Annotated in this window: 9 protein-coding genes and 1 riboswitch; of the genes, 7 read left to right on the top strand and 2 right to left on the bottom strand. The window is 45.0% G+C overall.

What is annotated here, in order from left to right; translation table 11 throughout:
- Positions 1-299 precede the first annotated feature (299 nt).
- On the bottom strand, positions 300-914 hold the full coding sequence (sodA, locus tag IM753_RS11815; protein ID WP_065254994.1) for a superoxide dismutase [Mn]: 615 nt from the start codon (positions 912-914) through the stop codon (positions 300-302).
- A 367-nt stretch (positions 915-1281) separates the two neighbouring features.
- On the opposite strand from sodA, the gene radA reads away from it, so the two are divergent.
- A complete protein-coding gene (radA, locus tag IM753_RS11820) occupies positions 1282-2688 on the top strand; it encodes a DNA repair protein RadA (protein WP_065254995.1) in 1407 nt (468 codons plus the stop codon).
- Between the two features lie 8 nt (positions 2689-2696).
- On the opposite strand, the gene IM753_RS11825 is transcribed toward radA, so the two are convergent.
- Complete coding sequence (locus IM753_RS11825; protein ID WP_156064963.1) at positions 2697-3125, bottom strand: hypothetical protein; 429 nt, start codon at positions 3123-3125, stop codon at positions 2697-2699.
- A 593-nt stretch (positions 3126-3718) separates the two neighbouring features.
- Between IM753_RS11825 and IM753_RS11830 the strand changes: the two genes are divergently transcribed.
- From IM753_RS11830 to IM753_RS11855, 6 genes are all read left to right on the top strand, one after another.
- Positions 3719-4486: an ABC transporter permease gene (locus tag IM753_RS11830; RefSeq protein WP_227514645.1), complete on the top strand. Its 768-nt coding sequence runs from the start codon at positions 3719-3721 to the stop codon at positions 4484-4486.
- 496 nt (positions 4487-4982) lie between these two features.
- A riboswitch (TPP riboswitch) is annotated at positions 4983-5084 on the top strand.
- Positions 5085-5163: 79 nt separating this feature from the next.
- Positions 5164-6180: an ABC transporter substrate-binding protein gene (locus IM753_RS11835; protein WP_194109365.1), complete on the top strand. Its 1017-nt coding sequence runs from the start codon at positions 5164-5166 to the stop codon at positions 6178-6180.
- A gap of 125 nt (positions 6181-6305) precedes the next feature.
- Positions 6306-7046, top strand: coding sequence for an ABC transporter ATP-binding protein (locus IM753_RS11840; protein ID WP_194109366.1), 741 nt, complete (start codon positions 6306-6308; stop codon positions 7044-7046).
- Positions 7047-7335: 289 nt separating this feature from the next.
- A complete protein-coding gene (locus IM753_RS11845; protein ID WP_065256868.1) occupies positions 7336-9186 on the top strand; it encodes an ABC transporter ATP-binding protein in 1851 nt (616 codons plus the stop codon).
- Between the two features lie 157 nt (positions 9187-9343).
- Positions 9344-10195: a sel1 repeat family protein gene (locus IM753_RS11850; RefSeq protein WP_065256869.1), complete on the top strand. Its 852-nt coding sequence runs from the start codon at positions 9344-9346 to the stop codon at positions 10193-10195.
- A gap of 99 nt (positions 10196-10294) precedes the next feature.
- Positions 10295-12814 carry a triacylglycerol lipase gene (locus IM753_RS11855; protein ID WP_194109367.1) on the top strand — a complete coding sequence of 840 codons (2520 nt, stop codon included), beginning with the start codon at positions 10295-10297 and terminating at the stop codon, positions 12812-12814.
- Positions 12815-12946: the final 132 nt, after the last annotated feature.

Genomic DNA, 12946 nt, shown 5'->3' on the forward strand with positions numbered 1-12946 from the left:
AGGTTTACCCTTATTTATTTTATTGTTGTTCAATTAAAAATAATTTTGATAATATTGACATATAAAAAAGGAAAAAGCAAGATTCGCCCAAGTGTTTATCTTACCACAGGACTTGTAGGGGTGTGTTGCACACACCCTTGATGATACGTTGATATTCAGGGCATGCACAGCACACCCCTACAACTTCACTCAAAGACATCATTAATCAATAATATTAATTACCAATAAAAAACAAGCCCAATTTGAGCTTGTTTTTATTTTTAAAGCAATAATTATTTAAAAATAATCATGTTTATAAATTATGCCTTATCAAAGTTTTCTTGGGCTTTATCCCAGTTTACCACATTCCAAAATGCCTTGATGTAGTCTGGGCGTTTGTTTTGGTATTTTAGGTAATAAGCGTGTTCCCACACGTCAAGACCGATGATTGGCGTGCCTTCACAGCCTGCCACGTCTTTACCCATCAGTGGGCTGTCTTGATTGGCAGTTGAGACAACGGCAAGTTTGTCGCCTTGCTTAACCAACCACGCCCAGCCCGAGCCAAAGCGAGTGGCGGCGGCTTTTTCAAATTGCTCTTGGAATGCTTCTACTGAGCCAAAATCACGCACGATGGCGTCTTTTAGCGAGCCTTTTAGCTCTGTGCCTGTTTTTAGGACTGTCCAAAATAGGCTGTGGTTGGCGTGTCCGCCTGCGTTGTTACGGACGGCAGTTTGTTTGTCGGCAGGCAGTGCAGATAGATTGGCGATGACTTCTTCGGCAGATTTGTCCGCCCATTCAGTGCCTTCTAGGGCAGCGTTGGCGTTATTGACATACGCTTGATGATGGCGAGAATGGTGGATTTCCATGGTTTCTTTGTCAAAATGTGGCTCTAATGCGTCATAGCTGTAACCTAGCTCAGGCAGGGTAAAAGACATGATAATTCCTTAATAAAATTAGGGTTAATGTTTGTACAAATCATTGATTTGTCCCATCAATATAAAGGCAAAATTGGCAAATTTCAAGTGCTATTTTATCAGTTTACAAAAAACCAATCTAATAAATAATTATCATTATCAAAACAAAATCAGTACTTATTTTATCACTGATAATGGGGTTTTTTGAACATTGATAACATCTTTACATTTTATAAAACAGATCTCCTTCCAAACTAAAAATAAACCCCTATAAATACTAGGGTTGAAGTTTTTAAAAACCCATAAAAATACAATCATCTTTTGCATAATTTTTACCATGCTTCAAATAAAAATGCTACAATACCCCAAATTTTAACACACACTCATCATGGCAAAAAAATCCTCTTACGTCTGCCAATCCTGTGGAGCCAATTACGGAAAATGGTCAGGGCAATGTGCCGACTGTGGCGAATGGAACACGCTCACCGAAGCCCCCAATGTCGCCATGCCTCACCACAAAAAAACCACCGCCAAATCCGCTCCAAAAACCGCCAACTATGCAGGCGACAGCTCTGGGGTCATGACCCTTGCCAATGTCGGCTTTTCGCTAGAAACTCGTATGCCCACGGGCTTGGGCGAGTTTGACCGTGTGCTTGGCGGTGGGCTTGTGGCAGGCTCGGTGGTGCTGATTGGGGGCGACCCGGGTATCGGCAAATCCACAATCCTTTTGCAGACCGCCATTAACATGGCAAGTAGCGACTCGCTCGCTGGCTCGGCTTTATATATCACAGGCGAAGAGAGCCTGTCGCAGGTTGCCATGCGTGCGGTGCGACTTGGGCTACCGACCGACCGCCTAAGGGTGCTTGCCGAGACCAACGTTGAGACCATTTGCATGGCTCTCACCGCCGAACAGCCCGCCATTGCCGTCATTGACTCAATCCAGACGCTTTTTACCGAAGCCATACAGTCCGCCCCTGGGGGTGTCGCTCAAATCCGTGAATCCGCCGCCGTCTTGACACGCTATGCCAAACAGACAGGCACAGCACTGTTTTTGGTGGGACACGTTACCAAAGAAGGGGCGTTGGCAGGGCCTCGTGTGCTAGAACACATGGTGGATACGGTGCTGTATTTTGAAGGCGAGTCCGATAGCCGATTTAGAATGATTCGTGCGGTAAAAAACCGTTTTGGGGCGGTCAATGAACTGGGTATTTTTGGCATGACTGATACAGGCTTAAAGGAAGTTGCCAATCCGTCCGCCATTTTTTTGAGCCGATATGACAAGCCCATTGCAGGGTCGGTGGTCATGGTCAGCCGTGAAGGCACACGCCCTTTGCTTGTGGAAGTTCAAGCGTTGGTGGACGACTCACAAGGTCAGCCCAGACGTATGGCGTTGGGGCTTGATTATCAACGCCTGTCCATGCTCCTTGCGGTCATGCACCGTCATGGCGGTATCTACACAAGCGGTCAGGACGTGTATGTCAATGTCGTGGGCGGGGTCAAGGTCATGGAGACAGGCTCGGATTTGGCGGTGCTGATTGCCTGTGCGTCCAGCATTAAGGAAAAACCGCTCCCTGCACGGCTGTGTGTCTTTGGTGAAGTGGGACTATCTGGCGAGATTCGCCCTGTGCCAAACGGTCAAGAACGCCTAAAAGAAGCAATGAAGCACGGCTTTACCCACGCCATTATCCCCAAAGCCAACGCTCCCAAAACAGGCGATAAAAATTTTGCCAAAATAAACATCATTGCCGTGGATAGACTAGATGATGCGTTGATAAGGGCGTTTGAGCTTGCGTAGATATAAAATTAATCCTTGCAATCTTCACTCCACGCCTGTTTTTCAAAATCATAAAAATAACGACAATAAGGCATTTTAAAATCTGAATAATAAAGCATTGCGTGGGATTTTTTGTCTGGTTCAGAATGCCAATGATGATAACGGACTTTTGGGTTATTGATGATTAGGCTTTCTTTATTTGGGTAAGTTTGGTGAATTTTGTGGTATTCTGTAATTTCTTTGGCAAGGGCTTGACCGTCAGTTTGTGATTTAGTGTTTTGATAATTGGCATTAAATTCAGAGCCAATGACAAACAATGTCCCCACTATCATATTGATACAATGGCGTAAAATAAATTGCTTAGTTAAAATAAGCCGAGCCGTCCAAATAACAAGCCCAATGGTGATGATAGGTGTCAGTATTGCTCCAAGCAAGCCAATGTTGCTAAAAAAATCCATTAGAGTTGCAACTGCCATTAAAATAACAAATAATAGTGTATTGGTTGGCTTGCTATTTTGGGTGTATAAAATTAAAAAATGCTGAATAAAGAAAAAGAACGCAAAAAATGCCAATGTAAATAAAACAGATGATAAGTCAATCTCTCCTTGATTTTTGATATTAATAAAAATAAAAAGACCAATTGTCCATAAACTTGCGGATAAATGTTTTAGCCATTTATGAGAATATTTTTGGTTGTTAATTGCCAAAATAAAACTCAATAAAGGCAGAAATAAAAATGCAAAAAATATCACTTGCCAGTATAAAAATTTAAATTGACTTATTAAAAATAACATACCAATCAATAAAAGATTGGCAATAATAAATTGCCATAAAGTCAAATTTTTTACGGCAAGATTTAATGTATTAAATATGATTTTTCTTAACATAATTATCTGTTAAATCTTTGTCATAGATGGTCTTATATGGTTTTAATATTGGACTATGGTGTAATGGTTTTTTAAATAAATACAACCCAAACCATAAAATCAACTTGACGGTTTGGCTGTCTTTATCGTATAATTTTTTATATTATAACTTTTGGCAAATCATTATGCAACCCTCTTGGCTCTCACGATTGATGTTATTTGGCACACAATATAGCCTTGTTATTGTCTTATTGGTTGCTTGGCAGGCGGTCATTGGGTTTGGTTTTATTCCTGATTATTTATTGCCATCGCCTATACAAATCATTAAGGCGTTTATTGATGATTTTTATTTACTCATGGGTCATGCCAAATATACGCTGATGACGGCATTTTTGGGAACGGTTATTGGGCTTTTACTAAGTTTTGTATTATCCATTTTAATGGATTTTTCCAAAAAATTTAAAGAAATCGTTTACCCTGTTTTACTGCTCAACCAAACCATTCCAACCATCGCCATCGCTCCGTTATTGGTGATTTGGCTTGGCTATGGTATATTACCAAAAGTGGTGCTGGTGGTGCTGTCGGTATTTTTCCCCATGACGATTGCACTTGTGGACGGCTATAATTCGGTACAAAAAGAGCAATTAAATCTTTTTCGTTCATTAAAAGCAAGCCATTATCAAACTTACCGCCATCTAAAAATACCGTCCGCCATGGGATATTTTTTTACAGGATTAAAAGTGGCGTTGTCTTATGCCCTTATCTCGGCGGTGGTGGCAGAATGGCTTGGTGGTTATCATGGGCTTGGGGTCTATATGACCCGTGTGCGAAAATCGTATGAGCTGGATAATATGTTTGCGGTGATATTTTTTATCAGTTTTTTAACGCTTGTATTATTGGCAAGTGTTAAATTGATTGAAAGACAAGTATTAAAATATCAATATTTAAAATGATTTGGTTCTGGTTTAAAAAGTATGCTATTAAGAAAACCGTTCGTGGTGAGCTTGTCGAACCATAACGGTTTTCCGCTACCCTTCGACAAGCTCAGGGCGAACGGAAAACCTAGTTCAGCATACTTTTTGAACTACTGCCAAATGATTTTTTATTTTTAAAAATTAGCATGATTTATATTAAGGGTTATTTTAAATTATTTATAAAATAATTTGTAAAAATTATTGATAGGTGTTAGGGTTTGTATCACGCACCAATAGACTTCTTTCCAAACCCCGATTTTTGTGGATTTTTAAAAACCTCAACCCCAATACTTATAAGGGTTTATTTTTAGTTTGGAAAGAGATTTAATATATTATTTTATTTAAAAGGTGTGTGGTACGCACCTTGCAATACTAAATTTTAAATTTAAAATGCCTTTAAATAATACCATCAAATCAAACCCCTAATTAACCCTTTAAAAACCATTGCCAAACCTACGCATTTCATTTATAATAAAAACCTTAGTCGGGGTGCTTTATTTTTTTTAAATAACGCTGAGATGATACCCGTGAACCTGATACAGTTAATACTGGCGTAGGAAACTAAATGCTTGATTTACCTGATGTTTTTGTCGGCTTGACTGTATTTGCCTTTGGGTTGCCCCAAGGGTTTTTTATTGACATTGAATGGAGTTGTTATGTTAAATCAGTTAAGCCCAAAATTATTATCCGTCATCGCCCTTGGAGCAAGCCTATGTGTGGCAGGGTGTAACAAACCTGCCGACACGTCCGCCAAGCCTGCCCAAGAGCCTGCCAAAACCGAAAAGCAAGAGCTTATCATCGCCCTAGACTGGGTACCCAACACCAACCACACAGGGCTGTATGTGGCACTAGATAAGGGCTATTTTGCCGAGCAGGGCTTTGATGCCAAAATCGTTCAGCCGTCCGAAGACAGTACATCCACACTGGTGGCGAACGAGCGTGCCGATTTGGGTGTGTATTTTCAGCCGAACATGGTCAAACGCCTAAACAAAGGCGAGCCGATTACCGCCATCGGAGCCATCGTTCAGCACAACAACGCAGGACTGTTGTCGCTCAAATCATTGGGAGCAACCACGCCAAAAGACTTGCACGGCAAACGCTACTCAACATGGGAAGACCCTGTGGACGACAAAACGGTCGCAAGCCTTGTCGGCGAGCCACTAAACCCAATCCCTGGGGAGAGTACGGACGCAACAACCGCCTTGCGTATGAACCAATTTGACTATATTTTGGCGTATTATAGTTGGGACGGCATTCACGCAGGACTCAAAGGCGTGGAGACCAATTTCTTTTATCTAAAAGACGCAAATCCTGTGTTTGACTACTACTCGCCCGTCATCATCGCCAACAGCAACGAGCTACAAAAAGACCCCGAACGCTACAAAAAAGCCATGACCGCCATCAGTCAAGGCTACACCTATGCTAGTCAGCACGCCAATGAAAGTGCCGAGATTCTTATCAAGCACGCCCCCGAGATTAACCCCGAGCTTGCCAAAGCCAGTCAGCAATATATGTCAGGGCAATATCTGGCAGAAGACGGAAGTTGGGGACGGTTTGATTATAATCGCTGGGATAATTTCTTTAAATGGGTGTACGATAATAAGCTCATTGATAAGCCATTTGCCCCACAAGCAGGGGTTAGCAACGATTATTTGCCTAATGATGCAAAATGATGATATTGATTTTGTGATTAACTAATCTAAGCAATATTTGTGTAGGGGCGTGTTGCACACGCCCTTTGTACGTTCTATCTTAACCCTAATACGATTTCAAATACTCACTATAAAAAGGACACCCCATGACCGCTCCAACCGCCAAATTGCAACTTGTTGATATTCATCATGAATTTGACGATAAGCCATTATTTGCTAAGTTGAATTTGACCATTCATCAAGACAAAATCGTTGCCATTGTTGGGGCAAGTGGCGTGGGTAAGACGACTTTGTTTAATATCGCCTCAGGGCTTATCATGCCAAAATCAGGCAAGGTCTTGATAGACGGCAAGGATAGCACAGGGCAGGCAGGGGGCGTGGGGTATATGCTCCAAAAGGATTTGTTGTTACCCTTTAAAAGTGTATATGACAACATTGCCCTGCCTTTGACCTTACAAAACCTGCCAAAATCCGCCATTCATGACAAAATCATGCCCCTACTACCTGCCTTTGGGCTTGATGAACTACACCACAAATACCCTGCCCAGCTCTCAGGTGGACAACGTCAGCGAGTGGCACTACTTCGCACGTATCTAAGTAATGATAGCCTTATGCTTTTAGATGAGCCATTTTCGGCACTGGATTTTGTTACCAAAAATCAGATGTATGACTGGTTTGGGAAGTTTCAAAAAGACAAGGGGCTAACTTGCCTGATTATCACGCATGACATTGATGAAGCGATTTATTTGGCGGATGAATTGTATGTATTAAAGGGATTTCCTGCCACGCTGGCTCATCATTTTATCATTGATAAATCGCCACATTTTTTGCAAAGTGTGGAATACCTAAACCTAAAACAAGATGTGCTTAGAGCGATACAGAGCTAAGTGGTTGTATGAATTTAAATGCCCCCAATAAACACCAAACCCACACCAAATTAAATTTTACTCTTAGTTTTCCATTTTTAAAAACGTATTTTTAAAATTTTGATATTAAATCTCTTTCCAAACTAAAAATAAACCCTTGTAAGTATTGGGGTTGAAGTTTTTAAAAATCTACAAAAATCAGGGTTTGGAAAGAAGTCTATTGAATAATACCCCCACAAGCCCCACATTACACCTTTGGCAATTTGCCTGATTCGCCACTTTTTCCTTTAATAATTTATAAATAATAACCATGTCTTTATTTCGCTACTTTGAAAACCGCCTAAACCCCTACCCCGACAGTCCCATGCCTACCCCCGACCCCAGTCAGCGTGGGTTTTTTGCGTTTTTGTGGGCGTGTACCGAAGGGGCGAGATTTTGGATTGGGGTGCGTATCGTGCTGTCGATACTGCTTGGGATATTTAGCTCGCTGTTGTTTGCATGGGCGGGCGATGTCGTGGACTGGCTGACCGTCTATACCCCCGAGACTCTATGGCAAGAAAAAGGGGCGACCATTACACTGATTTTGGGACTGTGCGTGTTGTCCATTTTTGGCGAATTTATCGGCAACTTAATCCGCTTTCAAGTGTTACAAGGGGTCATGCCGATGCGACTGCGGTGGTGGTTTCATAAGCACATGCTTGGGCAGTCCATGCAGTTTTATCATGATGAGTTCTCAGGGCGTGTCTCCGCCAAAGTCATGCAAACTGCCCTATCGGTGCGTGATACGATTATGACGATGGCAGAGATGGTGTCGTTTGTCGTGGCGTATCTGGTGACCAGTGGCGTGATTTTATTAGGGCTGGATATTTGGCTGTTTTTGCCATTTGTGGCGTGGCTGATTTGTGTGGCGTGTATGATGAAATTTTTCTTGCCCCGCCTGCGTGAGACCGCCAGCAACCAAGCGGACGCTCGTGCCTTGATGACAGGACGTGTGACTGACGCTTATGCCAACATCAGTGCGGTCAAGCTGTTTAGTCATTCTAATCGTGAGCTGTCCTACGCCAAATCCGCCATGAGCGAGTTCATGACCACCGTCCATGCCCAAATGCGGTGGGTGTCCATACTAGGGACGACGACCGAGACGCTCTCACTGATTATGATAGTCGGTAGTACCGCCATCGGCGTGTACCTGTGGATGATGGGCGAAGTAAGCGTGGGGGCGATTGCGGTGGCAAGTGGTATCGCCCTGCGTCTAAAAGGCATGATTCAGTGGATTATGTGGGAGATGGCAAGCCTGTTTGAGCATATCGGCACGGTGCAAGATGGCATGAGAACACTAACCACGCCCCACGCCATCACGGATAGGGCTGATGCTGGCGAGCTTGTGGTAGCACGGGGCGAGATTGCGTTTAAAGACGTAACCTTTAACTACGGGCGTGGCGAAGACAGAACCGCCCTATTTGATAAGTTCAACTTAGCCATTCAAGCAGGCGAGAAAATCGGCTTGGTCGGTCGCTCGGGAGCAGGTAAGTCTAGCCTTGTCAATCTATTACTGCGTTTTTATGACGTGAATGGGGGCAGTATCAGCATTGATGGGCAGGACATCAGTGCTGTCACTCAGACATCACTACGCCAAAACATCGGCATGGTCACCCAAGACACCGCCCTACTGCACCGCACCGTGCGTGAGAACATCGCCTATGGCAGACCTGATGCCACCGATGATGAAATCATCGCAGCGGCACGCCTCGTCCACGCATGGGATTTTATTCAAACCTTAGAAGACAAACATGGCAACACCGGACTTGACACCGAAGTGGGCGAACGTGGCGTGAAACTCTCAGGCGGTCAGCGTCAGCGTATCGCCATCGCTCGGGTCATGCTCAAAAACGCCCCCATCTTACTGCTTGATGAAGCAACCTCTGCCCTAGACAGCGAAGTGGAACACGCCATCACCCAGAGCCTAGATGAGATGATGAAAGGTAAAACGGTCATTGCCATCGCTCACCGTCTCTCAACCATCGCCAGCCTTGATAAGCTCGTGGTCATGGACAAGGGCGAGATTATCGAGATGGGCAGTCATGACGAACTCATCGCCCAAGACGGGATTTATGCCAACCTATGGGCAAGACAGTCGGGCGGATTTTTGGGTGAGATGTAAGCAAACATACTCAACTACACAGTGTAACACAACCGACAACCCTGTAACAATTTACCACCAAAACAACGCCCAATACATATAGATGATTAAGGTAAATTTCTTATAATTTTTAAAATTTACCTTGATTTTATTTTTAAGATTTTTAAAAGAGAACCCCATGAAAACCCTACCCTTTTACAAAGTAGCACTTGGTGCCATCGCCTTGACCGCCCTGCCTGCCATGGCTCAACTAAACATCCAAACAGGCATCGCCCCTGCCATGCGTGGTGAACTAACCACGCCCATCTCCCACGCCAACACCGCCAATCTACTTGGTCAGTCTGTGGCAGGCGTGCCATCCATCAATGCCAATATCTCTAACATCAATCGTATTCCCACCATTACCATCAATGCCAACCAAAGCGGTAGTACCCGCCTTGATGTGAGCCTGATTGATGATTTTATTGACGATGTCTCGCCCAATGCTCGCCACTATCCACCGAATTTCCCCAATCGCACTACTGAATTTGTCACAGGTGAGAACATCAAATATCTCTCTGACTGGCTAGAACCCTACGCCAATGCCAATGATGCCACCCTTGATGTCATCTTGCGTGCCGCTAAAATCAACGGCATGGCACGCAACTTAAACATCGGCACCGACTATACCCAACGTGCCAATAAATACATGGCAAAAGCCGTCAATCTCGCCCCCAATAATGCCGAAGCCAATTTCCTATATGGCATGATGATTAGTGAAGGCGGTGGCTTTATTGAAGGGCAAAAATACTTACAAAAAGCTGCCAGTCTCGGCTATGTGGAAGCCGAGCAAAGTCTTGCCCAAGCCGAGCTACTGGCGGACAACCACGCAGGGGCATTGTCTCGCCTAAGAGCCTTACAAAGTCAGCACCCGACCAATACTCAGATTGCCGAGCAGGTTCGTATCGTTGAAAATGGCGGTTATTATATTTGGAACATCAAAAACGACAACATCAATGTTAAGCCATTGCAATTAGCCAGCAATCAATAAAATACTTGCTAATGCTTTAAAAATAAATCCATCAAACATTCCTTTTGATGGATTTTTTGTGTAAAATTATTGGGGAGACATTAACACAACAAGACCTGTATGAGCACCAAACTTACGCTAAGCACCCTAAGCCTTGCCCTAACGCTTATCATCACAGGGTGTAGCACGCTTCACAAGCCCAAACAAATCCAATCCAAAATCATCGAAACCCACCGTGCCAACATCACCACCCGCCCACAAATCAGTGCCGTGGCAAGCAGCATCTTACTGTCATCAGGTCTGACCCAAGATGAGTGTATGAATGCCTTTGATGACTGTTTGGACAAGGTCAAAGAAGTACTTGCCTTTGGCAATCCGCAAGTTGCCGTCAATGACCGCCAACACCAACACATCGCCAGACCCACCCTTGCCCTACTCTCCGAGTTATACTACACCAAAGCCCTAAGCCTTGGCGAGCAGGACGCTTGCCAAAGCCCCACTCGCCCACCACTAGATCCCTATTATGCCAATGCCCCGCTGTCCGCCAGTGAGCAAGCTGATGAGCAAAAGGAACGTCACGCCTGCCTATCCGCCAAACGAGACGCCATTAAGGCAAGCATTAACCACAGCTATGCCTATCTGTTTTATGACAGCTTGACAGGACAACAGACCACATTACCCCTAGTCACCGAGAGCGGCATCAAGGCTCAGGACTTGTACCATGTGGCGAGCAACGCCTTGATTGGCGAGCTGTACCAAGTCCAAAACGGGGCTTTTGCCGATGCTCGTCAGCAGGGCTTTCATCTCACCCCTACCAGTGACTACGGTCACATCCTTGCCAACAGCTACCACGGCGATGACATCACCGTCAATCTCTACCTTGCCAATGACCCTGACTACATGGCAAATCTAGATGAACACCCACACAACCAGCACCTGCTCTCTGACTTAGTCTCAGCTTATGACTCACGTTTGGCAGACCTAAACACCACCAGTAGCCGGGCAGGTCTGGGCGTGCCTTATGTGGGCGTGCTGTCCGACCGCCCAATGATTACCCTACGAGAACTGGTTGGTCAAAATACATCCACCGAACCACGCACCAATCACGCCACCGACAGCCCTAACGCCAATCCTGCCGATAACCCAACCAATAATCCAACCGACAACCCAACCAAAGACATCAAAGCAAATAACCCCCTGCTTAGCCAAGACCTTGACAGCATCGCCAGTCGCATTCATTCCACAGGGCACATGCTCCTAACAGGCGTGGTCAAGCCCCAAGGCACGCACTTGTCCGATGTGCTGTCAGCAAACGTGCTAGACGTGCATTTTTTCAACCCTTATAAAACCAAAGACGTTGAGATTTTGGGCAAAAATTACCCCCTATCGGCAAACTTCTCAGCAGGGTATGCCCTATGGCTTGCCGAGAACCAACTACAAGGCGTGGGCATTTTAAACATGCTAAACAAAAACACCGCCACCCTGCCCCAACTGTTCATGCTAAAGCCCTACGACCCCAACCAAAAAGTCATCATCATGATACATGGCTTGGCGTCTAGCCCTGCCACATGGGTCAATCTCACCAACAATCTCTTTGCTGACCCCGTCCTGCGTGATAACTACCAAGTATGGCAAGTGTTCTACGCCACCAACCTACCCATGCTCGAAAACCGCTACCAAATCCGTGAAGTCATCGACACCGCCTACACACTCACCGACCCCAACGGCACTCACCCTGCCAGTCGTCATAGCGTGATTATCGGGCATAGCATGGGTGGTATCATGGCAAGAATGCTTGTCTCGGATGATGATTTATTGCCCCGATTGGATGATTTGGGAAAATTGGATGATTTGGACGAATTGGTTGATGCCACGCATATAGACAGCATGGATGATGGCGACCTAAATAAAATCACCAACAACCAAATCCGCCCCCACAACAATGCCGCAATCAGACAGCTACTGGCGGACACTTATCAAGAAGATTTTCACAACCGCTTTGCCCTACACGCCCTGCCACAGGTTGATACAGCGGTGTTTATCTCCGCCCCTTTTGCAGGCACGGACTATGCCGACCGCTGGTTTACCCGCTTTGCCCGCCGTGTCGTCCGCCTACCCCTAGACATCACCAAAACCGTGACTGGCACCATCATAAACAGCGGACAAGTGGACAGCACCCAACTCCAAAACAGTGCCATCGGCTCACTCTACCTACAAAACGGACCCAGCCAGCTCTCCGACCAGTCCGCCTTTATAAAACTTACCAAAGAGCTAACCATCAATGACAATGTCGCCTATCACACCATCATGGGCGACCGTGCTGGCAGTGCCGAGGGCTTACAGGGCAATTTGGTCGGGCAAAATCTCTCTGACGGCATTGTCCCCTATGACAGCTCCCACCTAGACGGGGCAGTCAGCGAAACAGTCGTCGCAGGTGGGCATAATATTCACGAAAACCCCAAAACCATTTTGCAATTACGCAAAATCCTACACGAGCATTTGGCACGTCATGGTGACCATGTGACAACAGATGTGGCAAATGATGAAAAATATGGGCAAGATAAAGAAAGTAGAAATCCCAAAATGGATGACATTGACGAAAAAAGTGTTGAAGAAGAGATAAAACCCAATCTCAATTAATATGGTAATTTTTTGGTGATTGGGTGGTTTTTGAAACGTAGGGGCGGAATCACATTCGCCGTTGATGAATCAATGACTTATATAAATTTGGGCTTTGGTTCAAAAAGTATGCTACAAGGAAAACCGTTCGTG

The sequence above is a fragment of the Moraxella sp. K127 genome, from assembly GCF_015223095.1.
GTDB lineage: Bacteria > Pseudomonadota > Gammaproteobacteria > Pseudomonadales > Moraxellaceae > Moraxella.